Origin of the sequence: Croceicoccus marinus (assembly GCF_001661675.2) — a bacterium.
Lineage (GTDB): Bacteria > Pseudomonadota > Alphaproteobacteria > Sphingomonadales > Sphingomonadaceae > Croceicoccus > Croceicoccus marinus.
In genome coordinates this window covers 142,003-163,805 of the sequence record NZ_CP019603.1, presented here as the reverse complement: position 1 = coordinate 163,805, position 21,803 = coordinate 142,003, and the positions used below count along the sequence as shown (strand labels likewise).

Sequence of the window (21,803 nt, the reverse complement as noted above, 5' to 3'; positions counted from 1 at the left end):
CGCACTCTTGCCGGACTTGATCGCCTCGCGTTCGCTTTCGGTGTTTCCCGGCTTGGGGGCTGGTACAAGCGAGGCATCGACAATCTGCCCCGACAGCGGAATGCAGCCCTTCTTCTGGAGTTGCCAGTCAAAGGCGTTCATCACCCGCTTGAGTGTTCCGGTCTCGGTCAGGCTGCCCCCGAATGTATGAGGTAGCGATTGTGATTTTGCACCGGGTCAAGCGGTCGTTGCCGATGAAGGAGTGGGACACTGGCGATCGGCGAGCGCTCGGGGTGTTGATTTCCGCTGAGAAGTGACCCGGGGTTTTCATCGAGAATTGACCCGCCTGCAGCTTATGTTTCGTTTGTCACTGTGGGGTCAAGCTTGCGCTTCTCCTTTCGCGGTGGGGTCATCTGGGCGGAGCTGTTCCTGAAGCGGAAGCTGTCGTTTCCGGTCTCCAGGATGTGGCAATGGTGGGTGAGCCTGTCGAGCAGCGCGGTGGTCATCTTGGCATCGCCGAAGACGCTCGCCCATTTGCTGAAGCTCAGATTGGTGGTGATGATGACGCTGGTGCGTTCATACAGCTTGCTCAGCAGATGGAAGAGCAGTGCACCGCCCGAGGCGCTGAACGGCAGGTAGCCGAGTTCGTCGAGGACCACGAGATCGGAGTGCAGCAGGCGATTGGCCATCTGCCCGGTCTTGCCCTGGGCTTTCTCCTGTTCAAGAGCGTTGACCAGTTCGACGGTCGAGAAGAAGCGGACCCGCTTGCGGTGATGCTCGACGGCATGGATGCCGATGGCGGTGGCGACATGGGTCTTGCCGGTACCGGGGCCACCGACGAGCACGATATTGTCGGCTGCATCGATGAAGTCGCCGCGATGCAACTGGCGCACCAGCGCCTCATCGATCTCGCTGCTGGCGAAGTCGAAGCCTGCCAGATCGCGATAGGCCGGGAAGCGCGCGGCCTTGAGCTGGTAGGCGACCGAGCGGATCTCTCGCTCGGCGGTCTCGGCCTTGAGCAACTGGGACAGGACAGGGATTGCCGCCTCGAATGCAGGCGATCCCTGTTCCATGAGGTCAATGATGGCTTGCGCCATCCCGTGCATCTTGAGGCTGCGCAGCATGACGATGATGGCGCCGCTGGCGGGATCATGACGCATGACGGTTCTCCCGGTGCCCATCGACACGCAGGGCATCGTAGCGCTCGACATTGGCCAGCGGCTCGCTGACCAGCCTCAAGGCCTTCGGAGCGGTGACGGGCGGTGTCGCCACCGGTTTGCTGTCCAGCAGACGATGCATCAGGTTGAGGATGTGGACCTTGGTGGGAACGCCCGCTTCCAGCGCCGCGGTCACTGCTCTCAGCACTGTCTGTTCGTCATGATGGAGCACGAGCGAGAGGATCTCGACCATTTCCCTGTAACCGCCGGGATGACGCAGCAAATGCCGCTGCAAGCGCTGGAACGCCTGGGGCAGGTCAAGGAACGGCGCCCCGTTGCGCAGCGCCCCGGGCTTGCGCTGCACGACGGCCAGGTAATGGCGCCAGTCATAGACTGTGCGGCCGGGGCCATCATGGGACCGCTCGATGATGCGCTTGTGCTCGCATACGACCTGTCCCTCGGCGACGACCAGGAAGCGATCGGGATAGACCCGCAGGCTGACCGGCCGGTTGGCGAATGAGGCCGGCACGCTGTAGCGGTTGCGCTCGAAGTGAACGAGACAGGTCGGCGAGACGCGCTTACCATGCTCCACGAAGCCATCGAAGGGCCTGCCGGCGGGCATCAGGCTCGCGGTCTCGTCAGCCCAGGCATCGGCGACAGAGCCGGGCTCGATCCCGTGCGGGATGTCTTTCCAAAGCGCGATGCATCGTTCTTCCAGCCACAGGTTCAGGCCATCGAGGCTCTCGGCCTGCGGAACGGGCTGCCAGAGCCGATGCCGTGCATCCTGGACGTACTTCTCGATCTGTCCCTTCTCCCAACCCGCTGCCGGATTGCAGAACTGTGCCTCGAACAGATAATGGCTGACCATCGCCAGGAAGCGCGTGTTGACGCTGCGTTCCTTGCCGCGTCCGACCTTGTCGACGGCCGTGCGCATGTTGTCGTAGATCCCCCGGCGCGGCACGCCGCCCAGCACGCGGAAGGCATGATTATGGGCGTCGAACAGCATCTCGTGGGTCTGCAGCAGATAGGCGCGGACGATGAAGGCCCGGCTGTAGCTCAGCTTGACATGCGCGACCTGCAACTTGGTGCGAACGCCGCCAATGATCGCCCAATCCTCGCTCCAGTCGAACTGGAATGCCTCGCCCGGCGCAAAGGACAGCGGAACGAATGTTCCCCGGTCGCTCATGTGCTGCTGGCGCCGGTAGTCTTCACGCCAATCCCGGGCAAAGGCGGCGACGCGATTATAGGAGCCGTCATAGCCCAGGCTGACCAGATCGGCGTGCAACTGCTTGACGGCTCGCTTCTGCTTGCGCGACCGGGCCATCTCCCGGCGCAGCCAGAGCGCGAGCCGCTCTGCAAACGGGTCCAGCCTGCTCGGCCGCTCGGGCACCTTGAACTGGGGCTCGGCCGTGCCAGCACGCAGGTACTTGCGGATCGTATTGCGTGACAGTCCCGTGCGTCTCGCAATCTCCCGGATCGAAAGCTGGTCTCGATGATGCCAGCGCCGGATTACGCTCAATAACGCCATGTCCAACACTCCATGATCCCCCGCTCGCCAAAGCCAGGGGTGAGTTCAACATGGGTCAATTCTCAGTGGAAATTCTTACCGCACCCGGGTCACTTCTCAGCGGAAATCTACACTCGGGGCTAGGCAAGGCGCGCATAGCTCTCGCACGCGTGCTATCGGTGATCCTGTACAGCATTTGGCGATCGTGCGAGCCGCTCCGGTTGGGATCTGAGACCGCCGCGTAGGAGTTTATCAGATCATTGCACCAGACGTATGAACTCGTCGCGTCGGGCGAGGTGCGGTAGGGGGCATGGGCACGTCGCTGTGACGCAAGCCCGTTGTGAACCTTGCAGCACTCGCGCGTTCCAACCGGACCAGATGTTGCGGCGGCTCTTGCCGACCGCGGAGAAATGCGCGCTTTGTCACGGCGAAGAGCAAAGAGCAGCAGGCATCGGTGTTGGGATTCCGCACACGTGACCTGCTGGTCCGTCAGCGCACACAGTTGATCAACGCGACCCGCGGGCATTTGACGGAGTATGTAAGGGGACCCCCCGGGGGGGCCTATGTCGTGTTGCTCGGCGACCCACGCTCACAATCGTCGTTTCGCGACGCATCCTCTCCTTCGCTTGCGAGCCCGGACGGTCTTCTGGCGGTCGACACGAACATGTCCATTAACTCTGGACCTATAACGGTGATATGGACAAGATCACATCACGACGGGAAAATGGTCAGGATCGGACAGCATGTGGCGCTTATGAATGTGCACGTGTCTCGACCGTAGACACGAACGTGTCGCTCCAGCTCTCCTCATTGACCGCTGCCGGTTGCGATCGAAAATTCGACGATCATCAAGGCAAAGGTCGATCGCCTTGGCCTGATCGCGTCACCTGCCGATCTGCGCAGCGGTCATACGCTGGTGGTCTGGAAACTGGATTGTCTCGGGCGCTCGATGAGCCACCTGATCAAGAAAGTTGGTGATCTGGAGAGGTCCAGCATCGAGTTCTACTCAATCAGCGAAACCATCGGCACAATCTCTTCGGCCAGAATGACGGTGTTCAATATCTTCGGCTCGCTTGCCCAATTGAAGCACAATCTGATTCGGGAACGCACCCATGCCGGACTCAAGACCGCTCGCGAACGAGGAAACACGAGCGGCAATCTTCCTGCCATCACCCAAAAAAGCTATGAGAAGCAGGCCCGATATCGCAGCGGGCGTCACTGTTCCTGAAGCGGCAGCCCGCCTAAAGTTCGGCATAGCCGGCTTATATGAGACTATGGAGAACGCGTGAAACCGCTGCCAATCAAGAACTCGTGGGTGCTGGTTACAGGTGCTTCGGCCGGTCTGGGCAGAGCGTCCGCCCTTCGATTGGCGGAGTGGTACCAGGCCAAGCCATTGATTGTTGGCAGGAGACTTGACAACTTGAGCGAGCTACAGGCCGAAATTGATGAACGGTTCCATATCCCGTGCGAGATCATAGTGACTGATCAACGTGAAATCGAGGGCAGAGAGAAAATTGCGGCCAAGGTCGCTGAATTGAAGGTAACGGCTGCTTTGTTGGTTGCTGACCTGACCAGCTTCGGACCATTTGATGCTAGCCGAGCCGACGCCTATGCCGAGGTAATTGAGACAAATATACTCAGCTTCACGGATTTGCTCACAGGCCTGATTGCAATCTTCAGGCAGCAGCCATTTGAATCGTCAATAATTGCGGTTTCGAGCCTAGCGGGCGAAACCTCCGTACCTTTCCAAGCGGTCTATGGCGCTTCCAAAGCCTATGTCAGCAACCTCATGCGGGCGCTCTCCGTCGAGCTTGCCGGGACGGGAGTGAGCGTTGGATCTTTTGCACCCGGCGGAATCGACACCGACATGGCTGCCGTAAGCGATTTAAAGTGGGGGAGGTTGGGCCTGATGGACGTGGACCGGTGCGCGGCCTATGCATGCCACGCTCTGGTTCATCGGCAATCCTTCGCTATACCGGGGATTGGCAACCGGCTCACATATTTGGCGAGCAGGACTCTCCCCCGATCGTTGACGAGCCGGCTTGCGGCCCTCCCATATCGGCGTCCTCGATGAGCGACACATTAGAAAAGATGTAAACGGGGTTTGTTGGAGAGCGCTGCCAAGGAGATCTGAGGCGGGCATCGGTCCACGAGCGGCGGCAGCCACAAGATAGGTGCGCTTGAAATGCAGGAATCGGGCTGACCAGCGACGGAAATACAACCTCAGAAGGCCCAGCGCCGTCATGAAATGGCACTCCACACGCTACGGACTTCAAGCCGCCCAATCACGCGGCCAAAATCAGAGTTGTTGCGGGTGTCCAGCTAAGCTTTCCTCTTTTCCAATTATGCCGGTTGCCTTGTCCAGTGTGGCCGCTGAACTAGAAGGCGCTTAGGGTCCGGTCCCGGCGGCCGGACCGTGAAGCGCCTTGCAGCGGGTGAAATGTGGGCAGCTTTTGCATGAGATTTCATCACGTCAACGACGCTCGACTCGACCAGCATTACAGTCCGACGAAGTTGTCGAGACCTTTGTTCAATTTCGAACCGCATAGTCCGTCCTTCGACACCGTGGGCTAACCGGTTCCTATCCCTAGGAAGGTGGAAGAGCGGGAGGGGTCTGTAGAGTTTATTTGAATGCGGGGCGGCAGGCACCTTCCACGAGGCGAAAGGCAAACAGTGATCGATTCAAAATTGTTGAGAGACGCACTTGGTAGTTTCGCCACTGGGGTGACCATCGTGACAACGAGCCACGATGGACGGAATATCGGGCTCACTGCGAACAGTTTCAATTCGGTGTCACTTGATCCGCCTCTGGTACTGTGGAGCCTTGCGAAAAAGTCCTCAAATATTGAGGCATTCATGAGTGTGGACGCTTTTGCTGTCCATATTCTCGGCGCCGACCAGGAATCGCTTTCGAACCGGTTCGCCACTCCTGGTATCGACAAGTTCGAGGGAATGAAATTTAAAAAGAGCGAAGGCGGAGTCCCGCTCCTGCAAGATTGTGCTGCGCGCTTCGAATGCCGGACGGCCTATCGATACGATGGCGGCGACCACATCATATTTGTCGGCGAAGTCCTGGATCTCGAGCAGTCGGAGAAGGAGCCTCTGTTGTTCCACCGGGGGAAATATGCGCGCAAGACGTTCCCCGGCGGCGGCGGCCAAAATCGGCGCGACCTCAACTATCTCATCGCGCGCGCTTATTTCATGCTCACCGACGATGTCCGGCTCGAGGCTAGTGGACTTGGCCTGTCACAGGTCGATCACTACGCGCTCTCGGTGCTGATGCAGGGGGGGGCGGCTACTGTCGAGGAGGTGAACTCCATATTGGAGGCGTCAGGCTGGCAATGGACGGAAGACGACATTCAAAGGCTGGTGACCGACGGGCATATTGAGCTGGCAAAGGATGCGCGCATCGCTCTGACAAAAGCCGGTCGCGAGACAATGATCGGGCTTTTCGCAAAGGCCAAGGCGATGGAGGCAGACGCTCAGAAAGCGTTCTCTGCCGAGCAACTCGATCGGTTGCGATCGCTGCTGTCGCAGCTTCTCGAGACGCTCGACCAGCACAGAGATAACCGTTCGGTCCAACATCTTGAAGTGATGAATGCGCTGCAGGCTGACCAAGACAACTAGCACTACTTTGGCAGAAGTATGACTTTTGCCCCCCCCCCGAGGCAAGGTGCGTGATTCATAGGGAGCCTGCTTTCGTGGAGGCTGGCGATGGTCGAGGACTGGCGGGCGGATCAGGAGCGTTGGCTCGCACCATATCTGGGAGGGCTGGGTAACGAGACAAGGCGACGGATGTGTCCGGCCTATATCGCCGGTCTGATTGGCCGGGTGATCGCAAGAGCATCCAGCCAATGGCGGCTCGCTTGGATTCCATCGCCTATGACCGGTTGCATCACTTCATCGGAGCAGGTCTTTGGGACAGCGCCCGCTGGAAGCGATCTTGTGGAGCCAGGCGGAAGAACTTGTCGGTGGTGACGGAGCCTGGCTGATCATCGACGACACCGCCCTGCCGAAGAAAGGCAAGGCCCCGGTCGGCGTCGCGCCGCAGTACGACACGGCGCTGGGCAAGAACGCGTACTGCCAGACGCTGGTTTAGGTGACACTCGCCTCGGGCGAAGTTCCGGTTAAGCCGAGCTTACGGTTGTCCCTGCCGGAAAGCTAGACGAGCGATATTGCGCCAGTGGGTAAGGCTGGCGTGCCCTAGGCTTTTTGTGTGAGTATCGCACCAAGCCCGAGATCGCGATTGAGGAGATCGATCGCGACATCGCTGCCGGAGTTCGTTTCGGCTGTGTACTGGCCGATGCCGGCTACGGGCTGTCTGCTCCGTTCCGGCCAGGCGCTGAGCGCACGCGGGCATCCCTGGGCCGTTGGGGTTTCCCGGCACCAAAAGGTTTACCTATTCGATGTGCAGCTTGCCTTTACTGTAGCAGGCCGTGGCCGCCCGGCTAGCCGGCATTTCCCCGATGTCAAATTCTGGGCCGCATACGCCATGCTCGAAGACGCGAAGGGGCGCCTGACTGCGCGCTTCGCCGCCTTGCGTGTCCGGACTGCCGATGGTGCGCCTCAGCGGATCGGTTCCGCCGCAGCCCAGCATATGCCGGGCGAGGAAGCCTGGCTGTTAGGCGAGCATCGTTCGAATGGTGAACGCCAATTCTATCTATCGAACCTGCCTGCCGATACCTCAATCAAGATTCTGGCCGGCGGGATCAAGGTGCGCTGGATATGCGAACAGGCCCATCAGCAACTCAAGGAACTCGGCCTTGACCACTTTGAGGGCCGATTGTGGACAAGGCTCCAACGTCACGCCTTGTTGACGATGATGGCCTATGCCTTCCTGCAAAGCCGCCGGGTCGCTCAGGCGGGACGAAAAAAGACTTCTCGGGCCGCCGCCGCGACCCAGCCCGCCAGCGGTACGCCGAGCGATCCTTGACCACCTGTCACGGCTGCCGCAAACGCAATGCCCCCATTGCGGATGCTCCCTGCGTGCCAATCCAATTACACTTTTGCCAAAGTAGTGCTAGTCAAGCGACCGGCCTGACAGCGTCACGGCGCTAGCTTTTATCCGGGTGCGTTTCCGGTTAGATTCGACCTGACGCAGCAGCTCGGTCTCGCGGAGACTGATCAGTGCTTCGCGCGTAAGAAGCTGGTAGTCCCCGTCACCATCGTTGCGCCATGAAATTTCCTCGCCGGACAAGGTTCGGACAATGCGAGCTGGAACACCCATAAGGACGCTGCGCTGGGGTGCTTCCATGCCATTAGGAACGAGCGACATCGCCGCAAGCAGGCATTCGGGGCCAAGAATTGCTGCATCGAGAACGACCGAGTTGATCCCGACGAGACAGTTCTCACCAACTTCGCAGCCATGAACGACGGCGCCATGGGCGATCGTGGCACCGCGTTTTATCACGGTGTCCTGTTGGGTGGACACGTGGATCGTGGCATTATCCTGTATGCTGGCATCTCGCTCGACGACGATCCGCCCAAAATCGGCCCGTAGGCTTGCACCGGGTCCGATATAGCAACCGGGCCCTACGATCACATCGCCGATCAGCGATGCCAGGGGATGGATATAGGTCGCGGCGTCAACAACCGGCCGAACGCCCTGGAATTCATAACATGGCAAAGGGCGGTATCCTCTCGCGATGGAGATCTATTTTCGGGGTAGGCGCGCAGAGATGCGCAAGTGCGGTAGATGCTCCATCAATCGCAGTCGATCTTTTGTTCCCCCACGATCGACAGGCCATAGCCTTCAAGTGCCACCAGCGAACGGCTGTTGTTGGTCATGAGGATCATGTCCCTGACGCCTAGCTCGGCAAGGATCTGCGCGCCATTGCCGTAATCGCGCTGTTCGGTGTTTACGCCCGCCGCTCGCTCCATATTCTCCGCGCCGGCAATACGCATGGCGCGGCTGACGAAATCGGGGACGGGCCGATTGATCAGGACCAAAACCCCGCTGCCATGTCTTGCAATGGCATCCATTGACCGTCGCACAAGCGATTCACGCGGCCCGGTCTCAGCGAAAACATCCGGAAAGATGGACAGCAGCTGCATCCGGACAAGAGTTGGTATCGATGGGTCGATTTCGCCCTTAACAAGCGCCAGCGTTTCTTCCCTGGTCGCCTTGTTGTAAAAGCAAATAGCCCGCCAGTCTCCACCCCACTGGCTCGAAAACACGCGCTCGGTGCGCCGCTCGATCAAGTGATCATGTTCGCGTCGATAGGCGATTAGGTCACGGATCGTTCCGATCTTGAGTTCGTGTTTCTTGGCAAAGACGACAAGGTCGTCCATCCGGCTCATCGTGCCGTCGTCGTTCATGATTTCGCATATGACAGCAGAGGCATTGAGCCCCGCGAGCCGGGAGATATCGACCGAGGCCTCTGTATGGCCAGCCCGCACAAGAACCCCGCCCTCGCGCGCGACCAGTGGAAACACGTGACCCGGAGTTACGATGTCCGCAGCACCCTTCCCGCTATCGACTGCAACGGCAATTGTGCGAGCGCGGTCGGCTGCCGAAATGCCCGTTGTCACACCCTCCCGCGCCTCGATCGAAACGGTGAAAGCGGTTTCATGCCGCGTACGGTTCTGGCTGCTCATCAGATCGATGCCAAGATGTTCGACCCGTTGGCTGGTAAGTGCGAGGCAGATCAGGCCCCGACCGTGCGTGGCCATGAAATTGATGGCGGAAGGCGTCGCCATCTGAGCGGGAATGATAAGGTCGCCCTCGTTTTCCCGATCCTCGTCATCGACAAGGATGAACATGCGACCGTTGCGCGCTTCCTCGACGATCTCAGCGATGGTTGCAATCACCTGCCCTCTCCATTGACGCGTGTAATCATTTGGACAGGAACTAGATTTACACCCCCTGCCATTGCCCCCGGGAGGCCCGCGTCAGTTCATCTTACGTTCGTCCAGGCCGATACCTCGACCGATGATTTCCAGCATAATCTCGCTCGTGCCCGCGAAAATGCGGCTGATGCGGGCATCGGTGTACATGCGGCTGATGCGATATTCTTCCATGTACCCGGCGCCGCCATGCAATTGCAAGCAGCTGTCCATGACCCGCCCTTCCAGCTCGCTCGTCAGAAGCTTCGCGGCCGAGGCATCTTCTGCGGTCAGCTTCTTGTCATTGAGCAACATGACGCATTGGTCGACATACGTCTGCGCCATGTCGAGTTCGGCACGCATCTGGGCCATCTTGAACCGCGTATTCTGGAACGCCCCGATGGGCTTCCCGAACGCGCGCCGTTCCTTCACATATTCGAGCGTAAGATCAAACGCCGTCTGCGCGGTCGCCATGAAGCCGATGGCCGCGATCAGTCGTTCCTGCGCCAGCATCCGGGCAAGATATTTGAAACCCTGCCCGGCCTCGCCGATCAGGTTTGCCTTGGGCACCTTCACATCGTTGAAGAACAGCTCTGCCGTATCCTGCGACTTCAGCCCCATCTTGTCGAGTTTGCGGCCCCGTTCGAACCCTTCCATCCCCCGTTCGACAAGGAACAGGCTAATGCCGTGCGGCTTGTCAGGATCGGTGCGCGCCGCCACGACGATCAGATCGCCGAGGATGCCGTTGGAAATATAGGTCTTGGCCCCGTTCAATACCCAGTGATCGCCGCTCTCGACCGCACGGGTCTTCATGCCCGCAAGATCGCTGCCGGTCGAAGGTTCGGTCATGGCTACCGCCAGGATCGTCTCGCCCGACACGATTCCGGGCATGAACCGGTCCCGCTGTTCGTCGTTGCAGAGCTTATGGATGTAGGGCGCGACCAGATCGTTGTGCAGGTTGATATAGAACCCGATGTCGCCGTAGCGCATGTTTTCTTCGATTATGATCTGGTCGAAGCGCAGATCCTCGATCCCCGCACCGCCGTATTTCTCGTCCGCGAACACGCATAGCAAGCCCTGCTCGCCAGCCTTGAGATAGACTTCGCGGTCGACGATGCCGGCCTCGCGCCAGCGGTCTGCATTGGGTCCGACTTCCGTTTGCATGAACTTGCGAACGCTGTCGCGAAACTGCTCGTGCTCGGGTTCGAAGATCGTACGCTGCATCGCTGCTCAACCTGCCTTGATCGGTGGGTAGAAGGGGGTGCCTGCAGCCGCCCGGTCCTGCAACCATTTCGATGGCGCGAATCGGGCGCCGTAATTGCCCGCCAGCTTGCTGGCTTCCTTTGCGAATTCTGCGATCCCGATGGTGTCGATATAGCTGAGCGTGCCGCCGGTCCAAAGCGGGAAGCCCCAGCCCAATATCGCACCCAGATCCGCATCCTGCGCGGTTTCGAGCACGCCTTCCTCAAGGCATTGCGCGGTTTCATTGGCCTGCGAGTAGAGGAAGCGCTTCTTCAGTTCCTCCTGATCAGGCTGATCGTCGGACACCGGGAATTCCGTGCCCAGACCTTCCCACAGATGTTTGCTGCCATCCTCGGCATATTCGTAGAAGCCGGCACCGGCCTTGCGGCTGCCGCGACCGAGTTCGAGCATCCGGTCGAGCACCTTGCCGCCACGCTCGATCGTATAGAGGTTCCCGTCCTTGCCTTCCGCATCCTTGAGGATCTTGACCGGCAGGTCGATCGTCACCTCGTCCAGCAGGGCGAGCGGGCCGATCGGGAAACCGGCAGCCTTCGCGGCATTCTCGATCCTTGCGGGCTCCACGCCGTCTTCCAGCATCGCAGCGCCTTCGAAGATGAACATGCGAAAGACACGACTGGTGTAGAAACCCTGCGCGTCATTGACGACGATCGGGGTCTTGCGGATCTGGGCGATGAAATCCAGCGACTTGGCCAGCGTCTCGTCCGACGTCTGCTCGCCCATGATGACTTCGACCAGTCCCATGCGATCGACAGGCGAAAAGAAATGCAGGCCGATATATTGGTCCGGCCGCTTGGAAGCCTTGGCAAGCTCCGAAATCGGCAGGGTGGAGGTATTGGTCGCAAAGACCGCGCTCTCGGGCAGGACGGCTTCGGCCTTTTGCGTGGTTTCGGCCTTGATGCCCATATCCTCGAACACCGCCTCGACCACAAGATCGCATCCGTCGAGCAGCGCGAAATCGTCGGTCGGGGTGATATGCGCAAGTGCGGAATCGGCCTTGTCCTGCGGCATCTTGCCGCGCTCGACAGCCTTGCCGAAGACTTTCTCGCTATAGCCTTTGCCTTTTGCGGCGGTGGCCGTATCACGGTCGATCAACACCACGTCGATCCCCGCCTTTGCTGCGACAAGCGCGATGCCTGCGCCCATCATGCCCGCGCCCAGTACGCCCAGTTTCTTCACTTCCGACTTCGGCACGCCTTCGGGGCGGCGCGCGCCCTTTTCGGCAGCCTGCTTGGAAATGAAGGTCGTGCGGATGATGTTGCGCGCGACCGGATCGGTCAGCAGCTTGGCGAAATATTTGCCTTCCACCGAAAGCGCCTTGTCCATCGGCAATTGCAAGCCTTCGAACACGCATGACAGGATCGCGGCGGGCGCCGGGTAATTATAGCCATGCTTGCCTGCGACCTGTGCGACGCCGATCGAATAATCCATCGCGACTTCGGGCACGATCATGCCGCGCATTTCGGGAATGGCGTAACCCTTGACGTCCCATATCCGCTCTGCGGGCGGATTGGTGGCCAGCCACTGACGCGCCTTGTCGACCAGCTGGTCGATAGGTGCGATTTCGTCGACGAGGCCCAGTTCCAGCGCTTCCTTCGGCGCGACCGAACGGCCGGAAAGAAGCAGGTCGAGCCCCTTCTTGCGACCAATCAGGCGCGGCAGGCGCTGCGTGCCGCCCGATCCCGGCAAAAGACCCAGATTGACTTCTGGCAGCCCCACGACGGCACGCGGATCGTCCGACAGCACACGGTGGTGGCATGCCAGTGCCAGTTCGAACCCTCCGCCAAGCGCAAGGCCGTTCATGGCACAGGCGACCGGCTTGCCCATCGTTTCCAGCGCGCGGTGCATTGCCGTTGCCTTCTGGCTGAACGCAAATGCATCCTTGGGCGTCATGGTTTCATAACCCGCGACCATCAGCTTTAGGTCGGCGCCCGCCATGAAGGCCTTCTTGCCCGATGCGATGATGACGCCGGTAACACTCTCGTCGTCGCGCAGCTCTGCAATTGCGGCATTCATGTCTTCGAGCCATTCGGCCGAAACGACGTTCATGCTCTCATCGGCATTGTCGAGTGTGAGAACGGCGACGCCGTCGGCGCCCTTGTCCAGCTTGATGTGTCGCATGGTTTTGCTCTTTGCGCTTTCACTCATCGGGTCACACCCGTTCGATAATGGTGGCGGTGCCGAGGCCGTTACCGGCGCACAGCAGGGTCATGGCGGTATTGAGGTCGCGGCGTTCCAGCTCGTCGAGCACGGTCCCCAGGATCATGGCTCCCGTCGCGCCAAGCGGATGGCCAAGGGCAATCGCGCCGCCTGCCACATTGGTGATCGCGTGATCGACGTCCAGATGATCCATGAAGCGCAAGACAACGCTCGCGAACGCCTCGTTCAATTCGTAGAGGTCGATATCGCCCTTTTCCATGCCCACGTTCTTCAACGCCTTGCGCGCGACATCGGCAGGCGCGGTCAGCATGATTGTCGGGTCCGAACCGATCGAGGCCCAGCCCTTGATGCGGGCGCGCGGCTTGAGGCCGGCGGCCTTACCGAACTCGGCATTGCCCAGCATCACGATGCCCGAACCATCGACGATACCGCTGGAATTGCCCCCGGTATGGACGTGGTTGATTTCCTCGATCTCGGGATAGCGTTCCTTGGCGACGCGGCCGAAGCCCATCTTGGCAAAGGGCGGGAAGGCAGCCTTCAGCCCCGCGAGCGATTCCATGGTCGTCGCCGGCCGCCGATATTCGTCATTATCCAGTACGACTTCGCCCATCACGTCCTTTACGGGCACGATCGAGCGGTCGAAGTTGCCTTCGTCCCATGACTTAGCGGCGCGGCGCTGGCTTTCCACCGCATAGCTGTCGACATCTTCGCGGCTGTAACCTTCGAGGGTAGCGATCATGTCTGCGCCAAGGCCTTGCGGGGCATAGTAGTTTTGCAGCGCGACGGCGGGATCCGCGACCCATGCACCGCTGTCATAACCCATGATTACACGGCTCATGCTTTCGACGCCGCCACCGATGCCTGCGCTGGCCATGCCGCTGGCGACCTGCGCAGCGACATTGTTCACGGCCTCAAGCCCGGACGCGCAAAAGCGGTGCAATTGCTGGCCGCCAACGCTGTGGGCATAGCCCGCGTTCACCACCGCGCCGCGGGCGAGCACGCCGCCCTGCTCGCCCACGGGCTGCGCGCAGCCGATCACCACATCGTCCAGCAGGGCGGTATTAAGGCCATTGCGATCGCGGATTTCCTGCAGCAACTGGGTAACCAGTTCGATGGCGGGAATTTCATGAAGTGAGCCATCCGCCCGACCGCGCCCGCGCGGTGTCCGAACGTGGTCATAGATAAATACATCACGCATTGGAGCGATTCTCCCGAAGTCGACTGTGAACGAACCTTTGTCCGTTCTTTTGGTGACCCCCATCCGGACCGCAGGCTATCTCATCACCTACCCTGCGATAGGATATCTCCATTCAAAACACGGGCTTTCGTTGGTGCATGGGGACGCAAAATGTCGAAATGAACCGCAGGGTCACACTCGTATCGAGACCGGCTGGCATAGCGCAGGCCGCCAATTTTGCGATCGATCGGATTGCGGTTCCGCCTTTGGGCGAAGGTGAACTTCGTATCGCCAATCGCTTCTTGTCGGTTGACCCTGCGATGCGTGGCTGGATAGCAGACGCTGGCAATTATTCGGATCCCGTACCGATTGGCGGTGTAATGCGTTCGCTGGCGGTGGGCGAAATCACGGAAAGTCGCCATCCTGACTGGCGCGAGGGCCAGATCGTCCTCGGCTGGTTCGGCTGGCAGGAAATCGCAACAGTCGGGCCCGATGCAATCGTGTGCGAGGTTTCACAGCCCGACCTGTCCCCTTCGCTGGCGCTTGGCGTGCTGGGCATCAACGGCGTCACGGCCCTGCTTGCCCTGACGATGGTGGGAGAACCGAAAGCGGGCGATACGCTGGTCGTGTCGACAGCGGGCGGGTCCGTAGGGTCAGCCGTGGGACAGATCGGCAGCATGCTGGGGTGCCGCACCGTTGGCATTGCAGGTGGACCCACCAAGGTACACCGGTGCGTCGAATATTTCGGCTTCGATGCGGCAATCGACTATAAGGCCGAAGGACTGGACGAGGCGCTGGTAAAGGCGTGTCCGGATGGCGTCGATATATATTTCGACAATACGTCGGGTGCGGTCAGCGATGCGGTCTTGCCGCAACTGGCCATGCATGCGCGTGTGGTCAATTGCGGTACCGCCGCCATAGATCGCTGGGACCCGTGGCCGTCCGGACCGCGCGTGGAGCGGCACCTCCTTGTGAAGCGCGCCCGAATGCAGGGGTTTGTCGTGTTCGACCATTTCGACCGCTGGGAAGAATCCGTCGCGACGCTGGCGCAATGGGTGCGGGAAGGAAAGCTGCGCTACAGTGAAGAGATGCTGGACGGCCTTGAGATGTGCCCCGATGCCCTTGCCGGGCTCTACCGCGGCGAGAACGCGGGAAAGCGCGTCATCCGGCTTTAGACCAAGCACCGACGATGTCTTCGACGGTGGCCGACCGGTTGGGAGTCACCTGCCCGGGCGTCGCCGAGAAGCGAGGCGCGGGTGCGGCTTGCATCACGCCATTATGATCGATGAACACGCTGCGTTCCGCGTTGACCGGGTGCCGGGTTGCTTCTGCAATGGAAAGGACCGCTGAAACGCAGGCGTCGGTGCCCGCGAATCGCTGTTCCCAATCGTCGCGCGATGCCGATGCGAAGATACGCTCGAACTCTGCGTGCATGGCGGGCCACTGCGACCGGTCGTTCTGGTCATACCGGTCCTGCGGCACATTCAGCCCGTCCAGCAGCGCAGCGAAGAATTGCGGCTCCAACGCGCCGACCGCGACGGATCCGCCACAATTGCACAGGTAGCATTTATAGAACGGCGCACCCCCGTCGAAGAGGTTGCATTCGGGTTCGTCCTGCCAAAGCCCGTTGGCAACGAAGGCGTGATACAGACCCAGCAGGTTCGCGACTCCATCGACCATGGCGGCATCGACGACCTGGCCCCGACCGGTCTGGCGCGCGGACAGGACTGCGGAAACAATCCCCAGCGCCAGGAACATCGTGCCCCCGGCATAATCGCCCACAAGGTTGAGCGGCACTGTCGGCGGTTCACCCTTTTTCCCGATGGCATGCAAGGCGCCTGTCATCGCGATATAGTTGATGTCATGGCCCGCGGCCTTGCTAAGGCTGCCTTCCTGCCCCCAACCCGTCATGCGTCCGAAGACAAGACGCGGATTGCGCGCGAGGCAATTGTCTGGCCCAAGCCCCAAGCGCTCCATCACGCCGGGACGCGCGCCTTCGATAAGGGCATCGGCATGAGCGGCGAGATCAAGAAGCGCCTGCTTTCCCTCAGCGGACTTCAGGTCCAGCTGTACCTGCGTCCGGCCGCGCAAGACCACCGCATCACCGATATCGCCCCACGCCGAATGCCCGCCCGGCCGGGTGACGCGCACAACTTCGGCGCCGAGGCCCGAGAGGATCATACCGCACAGCGGCACAGGTCCGATCGCGTCCATTTCGACTATCCGAATACCGGCTAACGGTCCGTGCGGCATGGGGTCCCTCGTATTCCTAGGTATGATGATCGGCGCATGGCCAGCGCGCAATACCGTCAGGTTTTGGTTGCCTCCGGCCCTAATCCCGAGGCCATGCACGACCCCTGCCCTTCGATAGGGCGCGCTAACGTATGATCCAAACTTTTTCCCCCCGCGGCCGAAGCTCGCAACCGGGCTCAGCCCTATCGTCCGAAAGGGGAGGCCGTCCGCATTTGGCAGATAGGCCAATTTCTCACCCGAAGACCGTCGTATCGCCAATACCGATTTCACCTGACACCAGGCTCGTGACCAAGCCTAGATCCGCAAGGTCGGTTACGCCGCGACAGCATTGCTATATTGAAGAGGCCCTAACCGAATGACCGCCCCGCTCGATACCGAAAAGCTGCTCTCCTATTCCATCCCGCAAACGCATGACGACTATGATCCGCGCGACGCGATCATTTACGCTCTGGGTGTGGGAGCTGGTCTGACAAGCGAAATTGACGAGACGAGCCTGATATTCGAGCGCGGTCTGCAGGTTTTACCGACAATGGCTCTGGTACTCGGCACCCCCGGCTTCTGGGCAATGGACCCGGCCACCGGGCTGGACTGGCTCTCGATCCTGCACGGGGAACAGCGCCTCAAGATTCATGCACCCCTCGAAACCGCTGGCACACTGATCGGCACCACCAAGGTGACGGATATCGCCGACAAGGGACCGGGCAAGCCCGCACTGATCCGGGCAAAGAAGGAGGTTCGCACGCTGAGCGGGCTTCTTGTCGCCGAAACGTCCGAGATTTGGTTCATTCAGGGTGCCGGGGGCTTTGGCGGAGAGCGCAGTCTGCCTGCGGAGCCGCAATTCCCGATACCCGACCGTGATCCCGACCTTGAGGTCGTGCTGCCCACCTGCCTTGCCCAAGCGGCGATCTATCGCCTTTCGGGAGACAGAAATCCGCTGCATATCGATCCGGAAACAGCGGCGTCGGTCGGTTTCGACCGGCCCATCCTGCACGGGCTGGGCACGATGGGAATCGTCGCGCGCGCGCTAATCCATGGCGCCTGCGGCGGCGTGGCGGCAAGCCTGCGCGAAATGAACGTTCGCTTCACCGCGCCGGTATATCCGGGCGACGACATCCACACCCATATCTGGCAGGATGGCGACACACTGCATTTCCGCGCGTTCCGCAACGGAACGCAGGAACGCGTGATCGACAACGGGTTCGCGCGGGTCGTCCACGCCGCTGCGTGACGCGATCCGTCATTTACGGCATGGGATGACTACGCGCCGTGGCGATCTGTCGTCACACGCGGTTCGGCGGTAAGACGCACCAGCAGAATCGCACCGATCGATACCGCCGAACCGATCGAGATGATCAGCGATACCGCCCCGACATCGAGACCGCGGGCGAACAATATCCCGGCAAGGGCTGGCCCCATGGCCGCCCCTGCCCTGCCAAAGCCGATTCCGAACCCGGTGCCGGTTGCCCGCACATGCGGCGGAAAGGCCATCGCCAGCAAGGCATAGAACCCGACCGCCGCGGCGTTCGAAAAAAACGCGGTAACGCCCGCGATCCAGCCCAGCATGGCGATATCCTCGGGCGCTTGTCCGAATATGTTGAGCATGACAAAGGCGCCGGTAAGGGCGATCACCGTGGCCTTCTTGATCCCGATCCTGAGCGCAACCAAGCCCAGCAGACCGCCGCCGATCGCGCCGCCCAGCATGGCCTTGGTCAGCACGCCGCCACCCGCACTGGCATCGAAACCCATGTCCACCACCAGCTTGGGTATCCATTTCACGAAATAATAATAGGCCGTGACATGGGTCAGATAGGCGAGTGTCAGCAGCAAGGTGCGCGACAGTAACGGCGGCCTTAGAATATCGGCTATCGACGACCTTCTTGGGTCAGCGGACGGTTCGGGCAGTTCGATCGCTTCGGGCAGGCGAAAGCGCCGAAGGGTCGCGTTGATCCGTTGCAGGGCATTGACGGGGCGGCAATCGACCAGCCAGTCGGGTGTTTCCGGGATCAGGAAGAAAGTCAGCGGTATGGCCGCGATGGTCAGCCCTGCCCCCAGATAGAAAACGCCGCGCCAGTCACGGGCATCAAGAACATTTGCCGCCATCATCCCGCCAAGGAATGCACCCAGCGGATAGCCTGTTACCATCAGCGGCAGGACAAGGCTGCGATAGCGAGCGTTGGAAAATTCGGCGACCGTGGCATTCAGGGCAGCCAGCATGCCGCCGATGCCCAGACCGGTCAGCAGGCGCCACAGCGACAATTGCGCGACGCCCGTTGCGGTGGGGACCAGAAGCATGCCCGCCCCCATCACCGTCAGACAGCCTAAGATCGTGGGACGCCGTCCGAATCTGTCGGCCATGCCGCCAAGCAGGATCGATCCCACCGCCATGCCGATAAGTTCCATCGACAGAACCCAACCCAGCACATCCTGCGGAACCTGCCACTCCTCAGCAATACCCGGCGCCGCAAAGCTGATCGACATGACATCGAAGCCGTCGAGCGCGTTCAGCAATATCGTCATGCCCAGCGCGGCGATCTGCCAGCCGCTCAGCCTGCCCTCGTCTACGATCTCGCGCGGCGTTTTCGCCATCATTCTCTCCCCAGAAGACACCGGCAATACTTCATCGATCCCGTTCGGGTTTTCAGCTTGCGCGGATCTTGACCTATCCCGGATCGTACACGACCTTCGCCGCGCCGCTAGGTTTCCTGTTTCTGGTCGACGGGGGTCATATTGCTCATGAAGGCATAGAAATCCGGTCCAAGTTCCGGCAGGTCCATCCCCAGGCGCTCTGCGAGATACAGTGTCATGAAGTTCGCATTCAACGATTTGTTCGTTGACGGGATATTGTCCATCGCGACCTGCCTGTCGAACGCCCCCACCACGACCAGCGCCATGCGCAGGGCCACCACGACATCGTAATATTTTAAATGGAGCGCCTTGCGTCCGGTGGCCGCTTCCCAGATCGCCACGGTTTCATCCCGCGTGGGAAGCCCTTCCAGCCGTTCGACACCAAAGCGGCGGCTAAACAGATCGTCGAAATACAGCCACCACGCAAGATCGAGTTCCGCCGGTCCAAGCGCGGCCAGTTCCCAGTCGATCAAGGCGTTGACGCGGCCGTCCTGCGCAAACATCACGTTCGATGGCGTGCTGTCGCCCCACAGCACGTTCACGGGCGTATCCGTCGGCTGATGCTTGCGGATATAGTCGATGGCGGCATCAACATAGGGCATATCGCGGTTCTTGCGGCACGCATTGTACCAGGCTTCGATATAGCCGAGATACTGGTCCAGCCCCGGGGTGCCCCAATCGGCACGCGTCATGAAACCAAAGCCATCGTCCTGCCAGTCGATCTGCGCCATCCCGGCAAAGGCCTCGACCGCATTGCGCCATGTTGCGGCGCGCTGGTCGGGCGACATCTCGCACAGCCAGCCCGCCTTGTTATAGTTGGGATTCTGAGTCGCTGCGTGGCCGTCTACCCTTCCCATGACGATAAACGGCATTTCCAGCACCGCGGGGTCCAGTTCCATCCCGATCCATTCCGGAACCGGGATCGACCCCAACGCGTCGAGCGCCGCGATCATCTGCCCCTGCAACTCCAGACTGGAGCCGAACACGACTTCGTGATCTTGGGGCTGACGGCGAACCACCAGAGTCTTCGATTGCGGCCCATTCGGGCTGGTGTATTCGACATCGACAAAGAAGATCTGGGCGGAAAAACCCGATCCGGTGGTTACTTCCAGCGGTTCGATCCGCACGTTGCGCCAGCCATCGACATTGGCCTCAAGCCAGTCACGCAACCGTTCCCGAACTTGCGACGGCGTCATCACAGGCCTTTCCCGCCAAGAGCGCGCTTCAGCTCACTGGTCAGGGGCCCCATGTCTTTCGGCGCAGCGCCATGCAAAAGGATCTCGTCGGCCCCGGCAGCCAGATATTGCATCAACTGGTCGGCACAGCGCGACGCGGTGCCGACGGCGGCGCCCTCGTCGATCCATTGCTGAGGCAACAATTGGCCCACATCGACCAGTTCCTCCCGTGTATAGGCCTGATCGGCCGGCTTTCCGTTCAGGGATGCGATCTTGGGATGGGCACGCACCTTGTCGAGCACCGCCTTGTCCCATTCGTTGATCTCGACGATCAGATCGCCGAATCCGGGCAATTCGAAATAGGTGATGGCGCGACCGCGGACCACGGCGTCCTCCTCGTCCTTCGGCAGGTCGGGGGCCACGATGATATTGTGGTAGATGCGCACGGACATGGGATCGCGGCCTGCCTTTTCGGCGGCATCGCGCACGATCTTTGTGCTGTTCGCCACACCGGTCGGCGAAACGAACGGATGCAGCAGCACGCCGTCGCAATGCTCACCCGCAAAGGCAAGGCTTTTCGGGCCCATCGCGGTAAAGATGATCGGCGGCTTTCGCCCTTCATGCAGATCCGTAAGCTTGAGCGTGGGGAATTTGCCGAGGATCCCTTCGTAGGAAACCGTCTCGCCATCCCACAAGCGGCGATAGATGGAGATATAATCGGCAAGCCGCTCCATCGTAATCGCGGGCGTGCCCATCATCTTCATATAGGCCGGCACGGCCCGGGCGAACATGATGCCAAAGCGGTCGTCGCTCATCGCCTGCATCATGTTGGCGATGCTGGCTGTGACCAGCGGATGCCGCATCGTGGCATAGAATGTGCCGTTGATCCGGATCTTGTTGGTCGCTTCCGCCACAGCGCCCGCTAGGACGGCCGGTTCCTTCAGAGCGAAGCGTTCGGAAATCCAGATCGCGCCAAGGCCAATCCGCTCAGCCTCTTGCGCTTCCTCTATTCCGCGACGCGGATCGTCGACCCGTCCGGGGAGGATATAGGTTCCGAACTTGTCGAAAAGGGCCTGCGCACCGGATTCCGTCATTTCACTCTCCAATCAAAAATTTGCGCCAAGCTTTCACTGACAATGTTGGGGGAAAACCTCTCCAAAGGCAGGCAGACCGTATTCAATCCGGTGACAGGGTGCAGCGTTGGGAGATTTTCATGGACACCATATCAGAACCCTTGGCTCGGCTTGTCGCTTTTGAAGCGATCAAGAATGTGAAAGCGCGCTATTGCCGCTTTCTCGATACCAAGGACTGGCCGGCATTTGCGGCGCTGTTCACAGCCGACGCGATGATGGACGTTCACGAGGACACCGGGCGGGAGCCCGTGTTCGGCGTGGATGCCATCGTTGCGCAAGTCCGCTTTGCCGTCGATCACGCCGCCACCAGCCACCAGGTTCATTCGCCGGAGATCGACCTAGCCGGCGGGGACACCGCCCATGTGAAATGGGCGATGCAGGACCGGGTCGTCTGGCAGCCGGGCCAGTCGCCTATCGAAGGCGTGCAATCGATTACCGGTTATGGCCAGTACCACGAAGTCTACCGGCGGGTGGACGGCGAATGGAAGATCGCTTCGCTTCGCCTGTCGCGGTTCCATTTAGACATGCATGGGGAATGAGAATTCAACCCGC

At 60.5% G+C, this 21,803-nt stretch carries 17 protein-coding genes and 2 pseudogenes; 8 read left to right on the top strand and 11 right to left on the bottom strand.

Annotated elements, in window-relative coordinates:
• Positions 1–332: 332 nt before the first annotated feature.
• Together istB and istA are read right to left on the bottom strand one after the other, a co-directional pair.
• Positions 333–1,139 (bottom strand): IS21-like element helper ATPase IstB, encoded by an 807-nt coding sequence (gene istB / locus A9D14_RS15035; RefSeq protein ID WP_066849716.1) that lies wholly within the window; start codon positions 1,137–1,139, stop codon positions 333–335.
• Entirely contained in the window at positions 1,129–2,664 is a 1,536-nt protein-coding gene (gene istA / locus A9D14_RS15030; protein WP_066849713.1) for an IS21 family transposase, read from the bottom strand. The genes istB and istA overlap by 11 nt, the downstream gene beginning before the upstream one ends.
• Before the next feature lie 382 nt (positions 2,665–3,046).
• On the opposite strand from istA, the pseudogene A9D14_RS20145 reads away from it, so the two are divergent.
• The 5 genes and pseudogenes from A9D14_RS20145 to A9D14_RS15005 all read left to right on the top strand — a co-directional run.
• Positions 3,047–3,181 (top strand): annotated as a pseudogene (locus A9D14_RS20145) (IS110 family transposase); the annotation flags it as partial.
• Positions 3,182–3,559: 378 nt separating this feature from the next.
• Complete coding sequence (locus A9D14_RS20390; protein ID WP_239807474.1) at positions 3,560–3,871, top strand: recombinase family protein; 312 nt, start codon at positions 3,560–3,562, stop codon at positions 3,869–3,871.
• Between the two features lie 57 nt (positions 3,872–3,928).
• Positions 3,929–4,717 (top strand): SDR family NAD(P)-dependent oxidoreductase, encoded by a 789-nt coding sequence (locus tag A9D14_RS15015; RefSeq protein WP_066849710.1) that lies wholly within the window; start codon positions 3,929–3,931, stop codon positions 4,715–4,717.
• A gap of 599 nt (positions 4,718–5,316) precedes the next feature.
• Positions 5,317–6,270 carry a flavin reductase family protein gene (locus A9D14_RS15010; RefSeq protein ID WP_232469083.1) on the top strand — a complete coding sequence of 318 codons (954 nt, stop codon included), beginning with the start codon at positions 5,317–5,319 and terminating at the stop codon, positions 6,268–6,270.
• An 87-nt stretch (positions 6,271–6,357) separates the two neighbouring features.
• Positions 6,358–7,576, top strand: a pseudogene (locus tag A9D14_RS15005) (IS701 family transposase).
• An 87-nt stretch (positions 7,577–7,663) separates the two neighbouring features.
• On the opposite strand, the gene A9D14_RS15000 reads toward A9D14_RS15005, so the two are convergent.
• From A9D14_RS15000 to A9D14_RS14980, 5 genes are all read right to left on the bottom strand, one after another.
• Positions 7,664–8,269, bottom strand: a complete 606-nt coding sequence (locus A9D14_RS15000; RefSeq protein ID WP_066849701.1) for a gamma carbonic anhydrase family protein — start codon at positions 8,267–8,269, stop codon at positions 7,664–7,666.
• Positions 8,270–8,346: 77 nt separating this feature from the next.
• A complete protein-coding gene (ribB, locus tag A9D14_RS14995) occupies positions 8,347–9,453 on the bottom strand; it encodes a 3,4-dihydroxy-2-butanone-4-phosphate synthase (protein WP_066849698.1) in 1,107 nt (368 codons plus the stop codon).
• Between the two features lie 81 nt (positions 9,454–9,534).
• Entirely contained in the window at positions 9,535–10,692 is a 1,158-nt protein-coding gene (locus tag A9D14_RS14990) for an acyl-CoA dehydrogenase family protein (RefSeq protein ID WP_066849695.1), read from the bottom strand.
• A 6-nt stretch (positions 10,693–10,698) separates the two neighbouring features.
• Complete coding sequence (locus A9D14_RS14985) at positions 10,699–12,849, bottom strand: 3-hydroxyacyl-CoA dehydrogenase NAD-binding domain-containing protein (RefSeq protein ID WP_185885846.1); 2,151 nt, start codon at positions 12,847–12,849, stop codon at positions 10,699–10,701.
• Between the two features lie 31 nt (positions 12,850–12,880).
• Positions 12,881–14,086, bottom strand: a complete 1,206-nt coding sequence (locus A9D14_RS14980; protein WP_066849692.1) for an acetyl-CoA C-acetyltransferase — start codon at positions 14,084–14,086, stop codon at positions 12,881–12,883.
• Positions 14,087–14,223: 137 nt separating this feature from the next.
• Here A9D14_RS14980 and A9D14_RS14975 point away from each other — a divergent pair, with 137 nt between their 5' ends.
• Complete coding sequence (locus A9D14_RS14975) at positions 14,224–15,240, top strand: NADP-dependent oxidoreductase (protein ID WP_066849690.1); 1,017 nt, start codon at positions 14,224–14,226, stop codon at positions 15,238–15,240.
• On the opposite strand, the gene A9D14_RS14970 is transcribed toward A9D14_RS14975, so the two are convergent.
• On the bottom strand, positions 15,227–16,417 hold the full coding sequence (locus tag A9D14_RS14970) for a CaiB/BaiF CoA transferase family protein (RefSeq protein ID WP_232469080.1): 1,191 nt from the start codon (positions 16,415–16,417) through the stop codon (positions 15,227–15,229). The genes A9D14_RS14975 and A9D14_RS14970 overlap by 14 nt on opposite strands.
• A gap of 256 nt (positions 16,418–16,673) precedes the next feature.
• Between A9D14_RS14970 and A9D14_RS14965 the strand changes: the two genes are divergently transcribed.
• Positions 16,674–17,546 carry a MaoC/PaaZ C-terminal domain-containing protein gene (locus A9D14_RS14965; protein WP_066849684.1) on the top strand — a complete coding sequence of 291 codons (873 nt, stop codon included), beginning with the start codon at positions 16,674–16,676 and terminating at the stop codon, positions 17,544–17,546.
• Between the two features lie 29 nt (positions 17,547–17,575).
• Here A9D14_RS14965 and A9D14_RS14960 read toward each other — a convergent pair whose 3' ends face one another.
• The 3 genes from A9D14_RS14960 to A9D14_RS14950 all read right to left on the bottom strand — a co-directional run bounded on the left by A9D14_RS14960 (position 17,576) and on the right by A9D14_RS14950 (position 21,212).
• Complete coding sequence (locus A9D14_RS14960; protein WP_066850658.1) at positions 17,576–18,904, bottom strand: MFS transporter; 1,329 nt, start codon at positions 18,902–18,904, stop codon at positions 17,576–17,578.
• A gap of 107 nt (positions 18,905–19,011) precedes the next feature.
• On the bottom strand, positions 19,012–20,139 hold the full coding sequence (locus A9D14_RS14955; protein ID WP_066849681.1) for a phosphotransferase family protein: 1,128 nt from the start codon (positions 20,137–20,139) through the stop codon (positions 19,012–19,014).
• A complete protein-coding gene (locus A9D14_RS14950) occupies positions 20,139–21,212 on the bottom strand; it encodes a TIGR03857 family LLM class F420-dependent oxidoreductase (RefSeq protein WP_066849678.1) in 1,074 nt (357 codons plus the stop codon). The genes A9D14_RS14955 and A9D14_RS14950 overlap by 1 nt, the downstream gene beginning before the upstream one ends.
• A gap of 119 nt (positions 21,213–21,331) precedes the next feature.
• Between A9D14_RS14950 and A9D14_RS14945 the strand changes: the two genes are divergently transcribed.
• Positions 21,332–21,790, top strand: coding sequence for a nuclear transport factor 2 family protein (locus A9D14_RS14945; protein ID WP_066849674.1), 459 nt, complete (start codon positions 21,332–21,334; stop codon positions 21,788–21,790).
• Positions 21,791–21,803: the final 13 nt, after the last annotated feature.